The 16,037-nt window shown below is 56.6% G+C and carries 11 protein-coding genes and 1 pseudogene; 5 read left to right on the top strand and 7 right to left on the bottom strand.

The window, feature by feature from the left end:
• Together ACOERD_RS13995 and ACOERD_RS13990 are read right to left on the bottom strand one after the other, a co-directional pair.
• A partial coding sequence (locus ACOERD_RS13995) for a ParB/RepB/Spo0J family partition protein (protein WP_419739430.1) occupies nt 1-1,004 on the bottom strand: 1,004 nt, incomplete at its 3' end.
• Nucleotides 1,005-1,124: 120 nt separating this feature from the next.
• Complete coding sequence (locus ACOERD_RS13990; RefSeq protein ID WP_419739429.1) at nt 1,125-2,564, bottom strand: AAA family ATPase; 1,440 nt, start codon at nt 2,562-2,564, stop codon at nt 1,125-1,127.
• Nucleotides 2,565-2,958: 394 nt separating this feature from the next.
• Between ACOERD_RS13990 and ACOERD_RS13985 the strand changes: the two genes are divergently transcribed.
• Nucleotides 2,959-3,981, top strand: coding sequence for a replication initiator protein A (locus ACOERD_RS13985; protein ID WP_419739428.1), 1,023 nt, complete (start codon nt 2,959-2,961; stop codon nt 3,979-3,981).
• 658 nt (nt 3,982-4,639) lie between these two features.
• Here ACOERD_RS13985 and ACOERD_RS13980 read toward each other — a convergent pair.
• The 4 genes from ACOERD_RS13980 to ACOERD_RS13965 all read right to left on the bottom strand — a co-directional run bounded on the left by ACOERD_RS13980 (nt 4,640) and on the right by ACOERD_RS13965 (nt 10,126).
• Nucleotides 4,640-5,821, bottom strand: a complete 1,182-nt coding sequence (locus ACOERD_RS13980; protein ID WP_419737631.1) for an ISNCY family transposase — start codon at nt 5,819-5,821, stop codon at nt 4,640-4,642.
• 267 nt (nt 5,822-6,088) lie between these two features.
• Nucleotides 6,089-6,820: an IS21-like element helper ATPase IstB gene (gene istB / locus ACOERD_RS13975; protein ID WP_419737606.1), complete on the bottom strand. Its 732-nt coding sequence runs from the start codon at nt 6,818-6,820 to the stop codon at nt 6,089-6,091.
• A complete protein-coding gene (locus ACOERD_RS13970) occupies nt 6,807-7,172 on the bottom strand; it encodes a hypothetical protein (protein ID WP_419739427.1) in 366 nt (121 codons plus the stop codon). The genes istB and ACOERD_RS13970 overlap by 14 nt, the downstream gene beginning before the upstream one ends.
• Nucleotides 7,173-7,219: 47 nt before the next feature.
• Entirely contained in the window at nt 7,220-10,126 is a 2,907-nt protein-coding gene (locus tag ACOERD_RS13965; protein ID WP_419739318.1) for a Tn3 family transposase, read from the bottom strand.
• Between the two features lie 195 nt (nt 10,127-10,321).
• Here ACOERD_RS13965 and ACOERD_RS13960 point away from each other — a divergent pair.
• A pseudogene (locus tag ACOERD_RS13960) lies at nt 10,322-10,696 on the top strand (recombinase family protein); the annotation flags it as partial.
• Between the two features lie 48 nt (nt 10,697-10,744).
• On the opposite strand, the gene ACOERD_RS13955 reads toward ACOERD_RS13960, so the two are convergent.
• On the bottom strand, nt 10,745-13,759 hold the full coding sequence (locus tag ACOERD_RS13955; RefSeq protein ID WP_419737857.1) for a Tn3 family transposase: 3,015 nt from the start codon (nt 13,757-13,759) through the stop codon (nt 10,745-10,747).
• 128 nt (nt 13,760-13,887) lie between these two features.
• Here ACOERD_RS13955 and ACOERD_RS13950 point away from each other — a divergent pair, with 128 nt between their 5' ends.
• The 3 genes from ACOERD_RS13950 to ACOERD_RS13940 all read left to right on the top strand — a co-directional run.
• Nucleotides 13,888-14,448, top strand: coding sequence for a recombinase family protein (locus tag ACOERD_RS13950; RefSeq protein ID WP_419737856.1), 561 nt, complete (start codon nt 13,888-13,890; stop codon nt 14,446-14,448).
• A 460-nt stretch (nt 14,449-14,908) separates the two neighbouring features.
• Nucleotides 14,909-15,862, top strand: coding sequence for a replication initiation protein (locus ACOERD_RS13945; protein ID WP_419739426.1), 954 nt, complete (start codon nt 14,909-14,911; stop codon nt 15,860-15,862).
• On the top strand, nt 15,855-16,037 hold a 183-nt coding region (locus tag ACOERD_RS13940; protein ID WP_419739425.1), incomplete at its 3' end, for a hypothetical protein. The genes ACOERD_RS13945 and ACOERD_RS13940, both read left to right, overlap by 8 nt.

The raw sequence follows: 16,037 nt of genomic DNA, 5'->3' as shown, positions 1-16,037 counted from the left end.
CAGATCTTCAAGCGATCAATGAAACCAGCATCCAAGCTGGGGCCGCTTAACACCAATTTTTGCCCCTGGTCTGTTGGCTTAATACGGATACCACCTACTACTTCAGACTGGTCTACACCGTCCTCAGCAGCGGGCACTTGGAGCCTATCCTTACGCTCGGCTTTGGCTATCAAACCAGCTATCACTCTAGCTTCGGCATCAGAATTTTCTGGGGGGGCATTTCTCAAACTCTGCGCAATACGTTTCCCCAATTTCAGATTTCCTCTGAGAGCTTTGGACAGAGCCAATCCCAATCGCTCAGGTATTGCAGCTGCAAATCTCAATTCTTCATCAAGCGCATGATAAATTGGTATGAAAGAACCGATCTTCGAACGTTTGGCACGGCTGGCTGTAGCGAATAGCCCCCGCAAAGCACTGCCTTCATCCGGATACACCCCCTGCTCTACCGCCCGAGCGACGATCCGTGCGCGTTCGTAATAAGACAAACCTATGCGGATTTCGTTTTCTTCGACCATCGCCAGATACGCGTCCGAGGCGCTTTCTGGACGTCTGAGCAGTGCCTGGACAGTGGCAAAACGGTCTTCTCCGGTTTCCGCGTGCAACGCCTTCAACGCTGTCAGGCGGCGCCAGCCAGAGATCAGACCGAACCTGTCTTCGGACAACTGAACCACTTCGATGGGGGTTTGCTGGCCGCGGGCGCGAATGCTTTCGACTAGGGCTGACATCTCTTCCCCATCAACTGCAATCCGGTCGCGCACTAGATGGGCCTCTTCGATGGCGGTCAGCGGTACCTGCTGCACCAATCTGCCCTCGACCCGCGCGATGCGGATCTCGGCGCTCAGATCATCAACAGCAGCCTGCAGCGCCGTATCACCGGCCACTTGCGCGATAGGGGGCGCAGATTGAACGGGGGGAAACATGGATTTCGTTTCCGGCGCGGTGCCCGGGGTTCCGGCAGACTGGAAGTCGGCGCGGGCAGGGGTCAGTCGTTTGCGTTTTGCCATGTCAAATCCTCCTTATCTGCCGGTCATAGACTCTGTTGTGTGTCGTCCGACCACCGATCCGTAAAGTGCGTGTGGCCGGTGTTTCGCGCGCGAAACATTCATCCGGCAGGGCAGGGGGGGTCATACCACCACCTCGGCCTGCTCTTCAGCGATCCGGGCCAGCTCCTCGCGCCGCCAGATGCCCAGAATCAACCGTTTGAAGGCGGCATAGGTTTCATCGAAGGTCTCGCGGCCCCGCGCATAGGTCTCGCGGTTGAAATCACGGTAGTCTGCCTCGTAAATCCCGTTCACCTGTTCTCCGGCCTGACCGATCAGCGCGGTGAATTCCTGCCGATGGGGCGACAGGGCGCTGCCCAGATAGGATTGCATCAAGCCGGCCAGCTCTGCCTGCTGGGTGCCGTCATAACGTGTGATAACAGTGCGCACTGCATCCCATTCAAAGGCCATTTCTTCGCGTCCCAGGGCACGGGCGGCCATGTTTTCGCCCTCCTCGATCGACTGAAAGGTCGAATGGAGCATGTCAAAGAACCGCCCCGTGGAATCGAACTCCAGAAACGAAGCCCCCATCGGGACCAGCAAGATATCGGCCGCCGCCAGCCCGTTGATCGTCAGATAGCCAAGGGCAGGGGGGGTATCGAGGAAGATCAGATCGTAGTCATCCAGAACGCCATCCGCCTCGAGCGTTTCCGTCAGAGCATCCCACAGCTTCCAGCCGCGGGCCTGCATCCGCCAGACGGGGATCTGGAACTCGGCCCAGTAGAGGTTTAATTGTGCCCCGATCAGATCAATATTGGGCCAGTGCGTTTTCTGGATAAGGCCACTGGCACGCGTATCGAGCGCCTCCATCAGCGTGTCATCGATAGGGTGGGGCGTCTCACCCCGGTCCAGACGCCCCTGGTTTTCGCGGCGCAGATATCCGGCATAGTGACGCGCCAGCAGGGGAAATACTGTCTGCCATTCATCGGTGACCTTGCCACCGAAGATCGAGGTCATGGAACCCTGGCTGTCCAGATCAATCACCAGAACCTTGTAGCCATCCAGTGCCGCTGACATCGCCAGATGCGCGCAAGTCGAGGTCTTGCCAACGCCGCCTTTGAAGTTGGCAACTGAAACAAGCTTGGCAGGTAGACCTCCGGGCCGATAAGGGCGGTACTCTTTTGCCTTCGATCCTTCTGAAGCAAAATGAGTGCGCAATCGCAGCACCTCATCCAAGGTGAACCATTTGGCGCCGCCTTCGGATTCTGATCGCCCCTGAGGCAGATCCGGGTTGGCCTTCAGGACCCGACGGAAATGGGGGGCCGCAACCGGGATCAGATAACGGGTGATTTCCCAGGTGGAGAACAAACGCAACTGTCGTGTTTTTCCATTCTCCAATCCCCGGCTCGCGAGGTCTCCGCGCCCTTGAGAGCAAGCCCCAGCAATAGTTGCAAAACTGGCGGTGGTTGAAGGATCCCCCAGCTCAGCAAGGGCGGTGTCGGGATCAATATTGAAATAGGGTGGAAGCCCGTCTTTCGGAGATAAAGCCATGTTCTTCTGCTCGATATGCTGTGTTTTTACCATAGTATCACAAAACATGACATATGGAAGAACTAACGGCATCAACTGATATTTTCTAAGAAAATCAAAGGGCTGTAAGTGTAGAAATCGGTGGGTTTTAGGTCTTGTCGATTTTTTTTAGTTAGAATAAGGTTATTTATTAGTTACGGTGTGGATACCGGTAACATAAAGCATTGAAAAACAATATATTTTAGGTGCTTTTTCGAGGTATAGTGACTCTGAACCCACGATCAAGTGACTCTGATCCCACGTTGTTCTGACTCTGAACCCACGATCCTGCGCTTTACCCGGTCTGTGGATAACTTTAGGGTAAGCGTCAATAAAACCACGAAAAAAGATTCGGGCAGATCAGGGGCAGAGGTATGGGCTGGAACGTTTCAGTTCTGAGTGATTTTTCATGAGCGCGGATATCCCTGCCGGGGCAGGGGGGCTGTTGCCCGAGAGGTATCCGACAGCGGATTTCTTTGTCTGCGATATCTTCGATTCTCTACCCAAGACGGACATGGGATCGATGGAGCATCCGATGTTCTCGCTCTCCACACGCCCGGATCGGCGCATCCTGAACTATGAGCATAACGGGGTCGAGATCACCGTCACACCCTCGGTCCGGGGGTTGGCGACGATCCACGACAAGGACATCCTGATCTTCTGCATCAGTCAGTTGATGGCTGCGATCAACGCAGGCCGCGCAGTCAGCCGGGTGCTGCACCTCAAGGCTCATGACCTGCTTGTGGCGACCAATCGGGAAACCTCGGGCGATGGCTACAAGCGGCTGCGCGAAGCTTTTGAACGGCTGGCCGGTACCCGCATCACCACCAATATGTTCACCGGTGGGGTTGAGACGACCACAGGCTTCGGCCTGATCGAAAGCTGGGAGATCGTGCGCCACACGCGGGCAGGGCGGATGGTCAGCGTTTCGGTTAAATTGTCGGATTGGCTGTTCCGAGCGGTGTTGGAGAAATCGGTGCTGACACTCAGTCGCGACTACTTTCGCCTTCGCAAACCGCTGGAGCGACGGATCTATGAGTTGGCGCGCAAGCATTGCGGACGTCAGCCCGACTGGCGGGTCTCGGTCGAGACGCTGCTGAAGAAATCCGGTTCAGCCTCACCGCGCCGGGTGTTCCGCAAGATGGTACGTGACATGATTGCTGCTGATCACTTGCCTGATTATCATCTGGAGGAGGAACCAGGTGACATTATCCGCGTCAGCCGTCGGGATGTGGTGGTAGAGGTGGAGGGGGGTGCTCTATTGCTGGCCCCGGCCACACTAGAGGAAGCTCGCGTTTTGGCGCCGGGTCAGGATGTCTACGCGCTTGAAGCCGATTGGCGGGCTTTCTGGGCTAAATCTGGCCGTGTGCCCCTTAGAAGCCCGGACAAAGCGTTTTTGGGGTGGTTGAGAAAGCGCGCCCCGGCCGGATGACTCTTTTTTAGTTTGGCATGCTCCGGAATGGACGGCTTGTGTGATACAGACCATCAGAAGCGGGAGGATCCCGGCAGTAATATAGAAAATCAGGGCTGCAATAATACCGTGACCGAATATCAATACGCCAATAGCCGTGAATGCCCCAAGGGCCATCCCTAGTATGATCAGTCCAACCAGCATGATATTTATTGCCTGAACACAGACTGGACGAAAGTGGATGAGCAGAGTTATTCCTGAAGGTGATCGGTTGCTCAAAGGGCGCAGGAATTTGTCGCACGCCGAATAGGGAGGCCTGCTAGCGACTGTCTTTGATCTAGCCCATACCCTTGGATGAGTGATATTCAAAATGAGTTGGTAGGCTGCCAACAAAATGCGGAAGCATGGAAAACTTAACCCTGATGTAGCCGATAGATGATATCCGCTTCGGTATTGCTGTGCGATCAATACAGAGCTCATTCTGAGCCCAAATTATTATAGGATCGCAAATACACGTGTGTCAATCGGCATTGAATAATGTGTCGAGAACATTCTGAATTGTCCGGTGTAGGTAACATGCCAATTGTCCGCTTCAGTTGATTGCGCGGTGGCCCAATTCGGAGGGAGCCGTAGGCGACCGTAGATTTGGGCCACCGCGTTCGCGCCACGTCGAAGCGGGTCACGCGACTTTGTGTTTGCTATCCTCCTGTGTGATGGGTGATCCGTCAGGCTGGTAGCGGCCAATGCATCTCGGGCCGTGGAAGATGACCAGTTGACCATCGGGGTATTCGTGGACCCTGACCTTCGCCTTGACGAAATGATGACGGTGCCTGTCTGCCGCGATCTGCATGACCAGGCCCTTGTAGCGCACCGTATTGTCGTTGCCGACGACGCGGTCTTCCTGCACACACAGGGTGTCGCGCACATTGCCTGTAAACGGCACGAAGGCCGAGGTCGTATCCTCCGGCTCCTTTGCAAACAGGGCATTGTGTTCGGGAAGATAGACCTCTTTCAGGAACTGATTGGCCTCTTCAATGGTTGTGATCCCATGGGACCGCAGTTCCTGCGGCAATCGGTTCTGGAACGTGCCAAACATGCGTTCAGACCGTCCACGGGCCTGCGGTGAATAGGCCGGGATCAGCTCAATGCCGAGTTGCTGCAAGGCGCGCCCGACCTGGGTCAGATTGTCCTTGTCCACTTTGCCGCCCGCTTCGGGCGTATGCCAGTAATGAGAGCCCCGATCGGCATAGAGCGAGCAAAACAGACCTTGCGCCTCGATCACCTCTGTCAGCCCCTGAAAACTGCTCATCGTCCCTTCTTCCTCGACAAAGAATGCCGAATAAACCCGGTTGGTGGCATCGTCCATGGTGACGATCAGATCCCACCACTGACCCGGAACCCATTCATGGCTGGAGCCGTCCTGATGCAACATCATGCCAACCATCGGACGGCGGGGCCGCTTGCGCCGATGGGCACCTCGTCGGGGTGCTGCCTGAACCCGGCCGTGGCGCTGCAGTGTAAGCCGCACCCAGTTGTAGCTCTGTGTGAAACCATGGTGGGCCACCAGCTTCTCGTGGAAATGCTTCGGCGTGTAATCCCAGTACTTGGTATCAAACAGTTCAAGCATCTCCATGACCTTATCCGTGGCAACACGATTGTTGGCCAGTTTGCCAAGCCGACGGTCGTACAGACCTTCTGCACCATCCGCCTCAAATCGATCCTCCCAACGCCTGACGGTGCGCACGGATACACCCAGTATCTCAGCCGCCTGTTCTTGCGTCAGCTTGTTCGCGCTTCGCCGCGAATACACATCTTCAAACTTCATCAGTCGAACTTCCTGTAACACTTCTGCTCGGTTCATAACGCCTCCTCTCAGAGACAGAATAGAACCGGACAGATCGCATGTTACATACACCGGACATATCGCGTGTTAGCGACATCGGCATTGAATAATGACCCCCCATCGGCGTCCAAATTTGACCCCCCTTGGAGCTAAGAGGGGCGTTGAGGGGGTCGTGTTTAGGTTGATTCAGGAGGGGGTGGACAGCAGGTCAAACCGAAAAGAGAGCGTAGCTCGACTGAAGGTTTGACCTGCTGTCTGTTTTGAATTTATTCCCCGATTTCGAGGTTAGTCGCGGTGGTTAATTCGCCAGCTTTCGTTCCCGGTTTCGATGATATCGCAATGGTGTGTCAGTCGATCCAGGAGAGCAGTGGTCATTTTGGCATCTGTGAACACACTCGGCCATTCAGCAAATGCGAGGTTGGTTGTTAGCAGAATAGACGTTCGCTCGTACAGTTTGCTGATGAGATGGAAGAGTAATCGTCCACCAGACTCTGCGAACGGCAGATAACCGAGTTCGTCTATAATCACGAGGTCGACGCGGATCAGCTGCTCGCTGAGCCGCCCGGCGTTGCCTTCGCGATGTTCAGCCTCCAGCTTGTTCGCGAGATCCACAGCGCTGAAGAACCTGACCCGCCGGCGGTTATTGACCGCGTGGCCCCCGATCGCTGTTGCGAGATGCGTTTTGCCCGATCCGGTTCCACCGACCAGCACGCCATTCCTGGCCTGGTCCATAAAATCGCCGTCATGAAGATTGCGCACGACTTCCTCGTTGACGGGGCTGACCGTGAAGTCGAACTCAGGTAAGGACTTGCAGACCGGGAACTTTGCGGCACCCATCTGATACCGGATCGAGCGCGCAGTCTTTTCGGCCAGTTCGGCCGTGAGGAGTTCGGCCACGACCTGTTGGGGCCGCCAGTTGTTTTTGGCTGCGGCCTGCATCACTTCGTCAAAGCAGTTGACGATGCCTGGCAACTTCAGTTGACGGGCAAGTTCGAGAATTTCCTTACGCAGTTGCATGGGAGCCTCCAAGCCTGTCATAGCGAGCGCAATCCGCGATCGGTGCCATTTTCAGCTGCAGGTGGGCAGGCGGCTCAATCGCCTTTGGCGGCGGGGGATTGGTGCGCCGAGAGACAATGTTCAGGATCGCATCGGCCTTGCGCAGGCCAGATTTTAGAGCTTCTTCGCAGGCAGCCTCGACCACATCAATGTCGTGCTGGTAAGCAGCGAAAAGAATATCGGCAAGTTGCCGGTCTCCGTCGGATGTGCCCCGCAGATGGGTCCAGATCTGCGTCATTGCCGGTGGTAGGTCCCAGTCACGGAACGGTGCTCCATTGCGCAGAGCGCCAGGCTTGCGCTTGAGGACGGGCACATAGTGCCAAGGGTGGGGTCGATTACGGGACAGTGATAAATCGTACGCTAAGCGATTTTGTGCCTCATTTCTCGCCAGATGTACTGACCTATGAGCAGAATGTGCTCCCATCCCAAGGGCGATATGTGCCTGAGCAGGTGTTCGGGCGTGTCTAGGCCTTCGCTTTGCCGCTGCAGGATGGCTTTGCCGATCTGGTCCGTATTCCAGAATATGATGATCGCCGTGAGCAGATTGAGGCAAGCCAGGCGGAAATGCTGGCTTTCCGTGGTCCGATCGCGGATCTCGCCCCGACGGCCGATCCACAAGGCATTCTTCAGCGCATGGTGCGCTTCGCCTTTATTGAGCCCGACAGTAGAGCGGCGCTGCATGTCCATATCAAGGGTCCATTCGATGATGAACAGTGTCCGTTCGATCTGTCCGATTTCCCGCATCGCGATGGCCAAATCGTTCTTGCGCGGCCGGGCTGACAATCGCTTCAGCAGCTGGCTTGGCGGTACCTTCCCGGACCGCATCGTGGCCGTGCATCTCAGCACATCGCCCCAGTTGTCGATGAAGGTTTGTTCCCGGACCTTGCCCCCGACCAGGCACTTGAGTTCCTTGGGAACGCTTTTACGATCGAAGACGTAGAACCGCTTGGATTTCAGATCGCGGATCCGGGGAATGAAGCGATAGCCCAGCAGCGCGCAGGCGGCGAATACGAGATCAGTGAACCCACCCGTGTCGGCGTAGTGCTCCTTGATCTTCTTGCCGATCTCGCTCAGGCACAATCCGTCCAGAATATATGGTGCCTCGTTCACAGTGGCCGGGATCGAATTGATCCAGTACGGCCCGTACAGGTCGGACACATGGGCGTAGGCTTTCAGCCCCGGAACATGCGTGTCGTACTTGGCGTTGATGAGATTCATTGCTTCGCCCTGGCGCGTGGTCGGGAAGAACTGCCCGTCGCTGGATGAGGTCTGACCCGAACCCCAGTATTGGGCCATGGGAAGCCTGGACTGCGCGTCGAGAACGATGGCCAGCGCCTCGTTGATCGCATCGCTTTCGACATGCCAACGCGACAGACGGGAGAGCTGGGAATACTCATGGTCGGCGGTCGCGGCGGCCATCTTGCTCAGACCAACGTTCAAGCCCTCACCGAGAAGCACGGTCAGCAGTCCGATGATGTCCTTGCACGGTGCGCCTGTGCGCAGATGGGTGAACGCGTCCGTGAAGCCTGTGGCTTCGGCCACGTCCTGAAGGATATCGGTGATTTTCGCAGGGGGCAGGCGCCGATAGAGATCGAGAACCAGATCGGCAGCTTCCGCCGGAACATCCGCCTTGAGGCGTTCAATGCGCAACTCACCGGCTTCGATGAGGCCGTTGGGAAGGGTGCCGTCCCTGACAGCCTCCGCAAGCCGCTCCAGACCAACCTGCAACCGATGCTTGCGATCCTCAAGCCAGACCTCGGGATCCAGCGGAAGATCAAGACCTGGCATCGTCTTCGCCGCTTCCAGCGGCACCAGGACTTTCCTGTCATCGGCATATCGGCGGGCATGATCCAGCCAGATATCGTTGGACCGGAAGGCTTCTTGCAAGCGGCACATCACCGCCACGATCCAAAGCCGCTGCTCGTTGGTTTCCGGCTTGCGCAGCTGTTTGTCCCACTTTGAGCGGGCTGGAAGAAAGGCCCGGGATTTGGTCGGGATATCTGCGTCTTCCCGGATGACCGTCGCAGCGTCGAGCAGCGGTTGGGCCACGGTGGCACCCCTGATATCCAGCGCTCTCAACATGCGTTTGCCATAGAGTTTGAAACAGTGAATAGCCTTTTCGATGTGATCCATTGGCTCGGCCATGGCGGGCTTGATCAACTGGGTCGCCATCGCCACGAGTGTTTCCAATCCATCCCATGAGCAGGATGCATCGACGGCACCGCGCAGGGCCGCCTCATCGCCCCGGGCCATCAGCAAGGTCGTTCCCAATGATTGGAACCCGACCAGTGTGTTGGCGATATCTGCCTGCGCCTGTTCGAAGTGTAGCGTGCTGAGTTTCTTCGCCTCCCGCCACATCTTGACTACGATCCGGTCATGGGTGTCGACAACGGTATCTGCGATGGAGGCCGACCACTCCACCACGCAGGTGGCCAGAATGGCAAGGCGACGATTGCCGCTGATGTCCTGCAGGCCGCCCGTGAAGTACCGCTCGCCCTGGCGGCGCAGGATTTTGATCCGGTGTGGCGGGATGTCATTGAGGACGTCAGGCGATAGCTCAATTGCCTTGAGGGCGTCCACCCGATCAAGCAGGCGGTTCATATCGGCCGTGTTCTTGCCAACCTCGAAACCGCGCAGCCACAAGAACACACTCTGCCAGCCGTTCTCCGCCGCGCCCAGCAGATCATTTAGGCGGCGGCGCATCCGGCTGTCCAGGCGCGCGGCAATCCGGCCCTCAATCCGCCGCTCGGCCGCCACAAGGGCATCGGCGCACAGCCGCTCAATGGTCGTGATCCCCGGCAGAATGATCTGCCGGTTTCGGCATTCCTCCACAAAGACCCGCACCAGCCCTTCGCCGGTTTCGGCGGCCTCGGCCTGCTGACCGAGCCAGGACTGCATCTGCTTCGCGCGCTTGCCAGCGAACGGCTTGTAGCCGTAGATTTTGCGCAAGGCACCGAGATGTTCTCGACGGGTTACATCGCGGACAGCGTAGGGCAAGAGATCTTCAGGTTTCAGCCCGAGTTGGGCTGCGATGTAATTGGATACGGCTTCCGGGATCACCTCTCCCGGTTTCAGAAGACGTCCAGGATATCGCAACGCGCAAAGCTGGAGCGCAAAGCCGATCTGGTTTTGCGCGCGCCTGCGCGTTTTGATGTACGCGATGTCATCGTCTGCGAGCGTGTAGTGGTATTCCAGCGATGCCCGGTCAGTGGGCAGGTCGAAGAGAGTATCACGCTGACGTTTCGTCAGAACAGTTCTATGGGCCATGTGTTACCTTTTCAGAGAGAGTGTTGAGGGTCAGATCCCGGGCCTTCGTTATGTTTTTGCCTGTTCGATAGACCTACCTTCAGCGCACAACTCAGACCTCGGAATCCGCACCCATGAAAACAAGGTCTCAGAGTGTCGCAAATAACCCGTCCGATAAAAGTTGCAGTGAAGGGGGTTCAAACGTACAGTCGAGCAATGGAAAAAATCGGATATGCGCGCTGCTCGACCTACAGTCAGGACTTGACCGCGCAGCGGCAAGCGTTGAGTGACCTCGGGGTTCGCAAGGACCGCATCTACACGGATCACGGATTGACCGGCACCAATCGGGAGCGGCCCGGACTTGAACAAGCGCTGGCCGCCGTGCGAAAAGGCGACACTCTGGTCGTGACGAAGCTCGATCGTCTTGCCCGATCTGTTCCGGATGTTCGGGCCATCAGCGATCAACTCGAAGCTAAAGGCGTGAAACTTGCCCTGGGAGCAGCTATCTACGATCCCAGTGACCCGATGGGGAAGATGTTTTTCAACATCGTCGCCACATTCGCCGAGTTCGAGGCAGATCTGCTCAAAATGGCCTGTACGCATGAATGGAACGGTGAGGGGTCATAAGACTTTGCAAAACTACCGTTCGGAATTAGGGTTTCTGAGAGGGCGCAATTCTCCGGTGGCAATGTTGTCCGGCAGGTCGAATGCGTGCCTGCCGAGGAAATTGATATGTTTGTGTCCAAGGGGCGATATTCTGGCAATGTCATTGGGGCTGACATTCCAGCCTTCTGTTTCGAGTTGGTCGAGTACGCGCTGCATGTAGGTTGCGTTCCAGTAAGCGATAGCATTGAGGGTGAACCCGAGCGCTCCAAGTTGTTCTTCCTGCCCTTGCCTATAGGGTTTGCGAATTTCCCCCCTTTCACCGTAACAGACGCGCCTGGCCAGGCTGTGGCGAAGCTCCTGACGGTTAAGTTGGATCAGAATACGCCGCCGCGTTTCCTCGTCAGTGATGAATCTGAGGATATGCAGCGACTTGATGATCTTGCCCAATTCTCCAAGGGCTTTGGCGAGTGCCGTGGTGCGTTCGCGCACCTGAAGTGTACGCATGACTGCGCCTGCATTGATGTGTCCAAGCTTCAGCGATCCGGTCAGACGCAACAGGTCTTCCCAATTTTCTATAATGAGGCGGACATTGATCTTGTTGCGCGTGAGCGAATCAAGCGGACCATAGTCTGCTTTGCGGTCGATGCGCCAAAGTCGGGTCTGACCGATATCCGCGAGCCGAGGACTGAACTGATAGCCAAGCAACCAAAAGAGTCCAAAGACGATATCGGAGTAGGCCGCCGTGTCGGTCATGATTTCTACGGGTTCGAGATCGGTTTCCTGGTCGAGCAAAAGCGCAAGGATGAACATGCTGTCGCGCAGTGTTCCGGGCACAACAAGGGCATTGAGGCCAGTGAACTGGTCGGAGACAAGGTTATAAAGCGTGATACCGCGGCCAGTCTTGAAGTATTTCGGGTTAGGGCCGGCATGGATGACCGTGGGTGGAGCGGAAAAGCGAATTCCGTCTGCGGAGGCAACATCACCAGAACCCCAATGTTGGACGATCGGCAGTTCATTGTGGGCGGCAACGATGCGAGCGTTTGCTGCCGTGATTGTCTCGGAGCGGATGAAGTTCTGGCTGATCCAGGAAAGCCTGTCGCGCCGAAGTGGCGGAAAGCTCGCCTGCGTGATCGGCTCGAAGCCAATGTTGCAGGCCTCGGCGAGCAATACGGCACACAGGCTTGTCTGGAAGCCATCGACGCGCGCGCGCCGCTCAGTGACATGGGTGAAATCCTGCGCAAAACCGGTTCGGTTGGCGACTTCGAGAAGCACATCCGAGAGATCGACTTTTGGCAATCTGGTCCGCATCGCGAACTTCAGTTTCTTCAGGCTGTCGGATTCTTCGATGCGGTCGAGTGGCGTGATGACGAGCTGTGGCTTGCCCTTCTTGATTTCAGTTCGAATTGCCGGATTTACTTCGAAGGTTTCCGCCGCCCGCCGATAGGCTTGGTCAAGTTGGTCAGCAAGAACGGCGAGTTCCGTTTCTCCATTTGGCGAACGTTCAAGTGTGCGGCATATAGTTGGCTTCACCGCCTGCCACGCTTCGCCGCTCAGCAAGCCACGTCTGGGATCATCAAACCTCATGCCAGCGGGCACGAAGATGTCTCGGGTCTTAAGTGCCCCCTGCCAAGCCTCGCATACAGCAAAAACATAAGCTTTATTGTCGGAGACTTTTCCATTGGTATCGAGCGCGTATTTGCGCCAGACTCCACGCAGGATTTCAGTCGGCGCATCGTTCATATCAGCTTTTGCCCAGTTCTCGATGCCGCGAAGAAAATCGATCGCCGCTTTGATAGGCTGGCCCTTGGGCGAAGCTTCAAATTCTATTCGTTCGAGGAGGTTGCGAAACAGTGTGTGCGTCGTGCGCCACTTTACGATCAGTTCTTCCAGCGGCTTGTCTTCTGGTGGTTTGGCCAAGACATCGACACGGTCAGTGGCTTCAACGAGGGCGGCATAATTCAATTCGTCGTAGATGGCATCGCGCCAGGACCGGAAAGTCATATCTGTATCATCGTCGCCATCGGTCATGACGCGCCGGGCCAGGTCACGCAAGGTCAGAGCAGCAGCGTCCAGATCGCCCAAGCTTCGCAATCTCTTTCGCTTGCGAGCTGCCTTGGCTTCTCGAAACGTATCCGCCAGCAAGGCACTAAAAAGCTCGACCGCATCGTCGATGGCAACGGCCTCCAACGTGTGAAACAGCGCGGCGATAATCGCGGTTCGGCGCGGCTCCTTGGCAACCGCGATTGCAGATGGCCGCATGGTTCTAGCTATCTTGGCCAGGCGCTGGATGAGTGCATTCGGAACCGTTTCAGGCGAATGCGGGGCCAGTTCGTAGGCGCGAATGTCATCAAGGCGATGAAAGTGGCGCAGCAGTTCTGTCATAGACCGTCTTGTGGGAGCCGCCCGCAACGAATCCAGCCTGCGCAGCGACCCGCCTTCGCCCTCAAGCAAGGCGGTGATCTTCTGCCGCTGCATATCCGACAACGCATCGGACAGATGCATCCACAACTGCCGATGCGCACGATCCCGAATGCGGGCAACAAGGCGCTCCAAAGTGCTGATACCAGGCAGCAGTATCTTGCGCGCCAACATCCACGCCGTGGCCCGGTCAATCAGCAGGCTCGGCCGATCATCGCCAGACCAACACAGAGTGTAAAGCCAGCGCGTCAAACGAAAGCGAGCGCTGGCATCATCGGCCAGGTCTCGGAAGCCGTAGGTTTTCCGGATCAAGGCCGCATGGCGCTTCTTTGGGCGCCCAACAGCATAGGCGGTCAAAGACGGCATCGTGGTCAGTCCGAGCTGTGCGACCACCGCTTCAACCACGACATCGGGAATATCCTCGAACCTTGTCGGAAGTACGCCAAGGAACCGAGCGATACCGAGTTGAAGCGCAAAGCCCAGACGATTATGGCTGCCACGCAACTGATTGATAATGTCCCGATCAGTCGCATCAAGGTGGAAATATCGCGCGATCTGCGTTCGACTGGGAACCCCGTCGAAGCGTCCGTATCGCGCCCGCTGCGCGTCACTCAAAAACCGCGTCGGCATTCGCAAATCTCTCAAGTTTCGCGAGACCGAATCCGGCCACGAAGAATCAATGGTTTATCTATCGCAAAATACAGATGCGAAAGAAACGGTTTTTGCGACAACTTTTGCGACACTTCGGAAGGGGCGGCATGAAATTTGGTTACGCGCGCGTCTCAACGAACGCCCAGGAACTTGATTTGCAACGGGCCGAACTGGAAGCGACCGGATGCGAGACGGTGCTCGAGGAAAAGGGTTCCGGTGCACGCATAAAGAGGCCTGAACTGCAAAGGTTGCTAAACCAACTCAGAAAAGGGGATACGGTTGTCGTGACGCGTCTTGATCGCTTGGCGCGTTCAACGTCTGAACTTTTACGCGTCGCAGAAGTTATCGGAGAAAAAGACGCGGGACTTCAATCGCTTGCCGAACCCTGGGCCAATACATCCTCGCCCTCAGGCCGCATGATCCTGACCGTGTTTGCTGGCATTGCAGAGTTCGAACGTGAACTTATACGAGGTCGAACCGAAAACGGTCGAAAGGCTGCATTGCAACGTGGCGTCATATTTGGACGCCCTCCTAAATTGGGGAGTGAACAACGCGACACAGTCCGTCAACTTCTCGAAAATGGAAAATCCGTCAAAGAGGTCGCCAGAGCATTCAAAGTCCATCCTGCAACCATTTACCGATGTCTCAACGAAAAAAATGCCTTATGACCCCTCACCGTTCCATTCATGCGTACAGGCCGATTCCGGGGAGCGGCACAGCCTCTTTGAAACTGCTTCCCGGTCCTCCTCTGGTGATGGAATTTTCCAGCCTCTCCGCAGGCGCTGTTCCCGGGGTCTTTTGCGCAACCTCTCGACCCGGCCCTCTCTCAGAAAATTTCCGACCTCTCGACAGGGCGATTCCGGGGCCATTTTTTTTTGGGCCATTTTTTTGGGGCTGTCGTTTTTCGGTTTCGTGTCGTTCGCAGTGTCGGGTGTCGAGTGTCGCGTGTCGCTTCGCTCCCCTCGACACCCGACACTGACACTGTACCCCTTCACGACAACTTCCGGGAGGGCTGACGACAACTTCCGGGAGGGGTAGCGACAACTTCCGGGAGGGGTAGCGACAACTTCCGGGAGGGGTAGGGTACCATTATTGCGGACACCTTTTTTATTTGTTAGAAGTTGTCGTATGAAAAATCTTACCGTTCCCAGTTCCGCTATTGCCCTTCGATCTGAACAGCCACTTTCCCCGGCCATGGTCGCGGTCGTCTGGGAGATCGCAGCCAAGCTCGACGAGGATCGAGTGCCCGCCCAGGTCCCAAATTCGGTATGGGTCGAGATAGCCGCTAAACGACTTCGCGGACCGGGCGGGCGAACCGATAACATCTGGCTGCGAAAATGTCTTGAACGTCTCACGGAAGTGAAAATCTCAGGAGAATATAAGGGCAATCCATGGGGTGCGGTAATTCTGGCCGAGTGGGAAATTTCCGAAGGGGGAAGCCTTGCCCGGCTGCTCATTTCCCCGTCCGGCGTCCAGACATTCCGAACCCCGGAAACATTTGCCAAAATCGAAACACACGCCGCCCATAGACTTACGGGGCATGGGCGGCGGCTTTACGCTATTCTAGCGGACAAAAAACGCCTTGGGCGGCCCAGCTGGACGTTCAGCCTTGATGAGATCAAGGCACTTATGGGCGTATCCAGTCGCCCTTCTTACAAGCGCTTCAACACATTTCGACAGAAAGTGTTGAAACCCGCAGTTTCAGCAATCAACGATTTTGGCACTATCGAAGTCAAAATGACCCCGCAAAAGCTGGGACGTTCCGTGGTGGCAGTGCGCTTCGACTGGCAATGGAAAGACCCCCGTGACGCAAGCGAAACCGTGGCTGAAAATGAACGCCACAGCGCGGCCAGGCGCAAGGCACAGGACGCCACGGACGCGCCGCCGATGATTGATGATCACGAGCAGTCGGAACCCGCCCTGACGTGGTGGCACGGCCTGACCGATGCCGAGCGCGACAAATGGGCCGATCACGTGGGACGCACCTTCGATGCCGGGGGGCAAACTTATCCCCGACGCGAGGCTGACATTGCCCGTGATGCCTTCGCCCGACACAAACAGGAGCAAACGCAAAATGCCTGAAAGCATCGTCCTTGAACACTTGAAATCCATTCAGGCGGAACAAGCCGCAGCACGTGACCGCGACACCGAAGTGCTAAGGCGTCTTTCCGGTATTGAAACTGCGCTGGCGCGACTGGGCCGCGATCAGGCACAAGCATTCGAAGATCAAATCCAAGACCGTCACGGAGCCGACAGA

Origin of the sequence: Ruegeria sp., assembly GCF_965199275.1 — a bacterium.
Taxonomy (GTDB): domain Bacteria; phylum Pseudomonadota; class Alphaproteobacteria; order Rhodobacterales; family Rhodobacteraceae; genus Ruegeria.
Note: the sequence above shows the minus strand (reverse complement) of the source record. Positions and strands in the feature narration are given on the sequence as shown.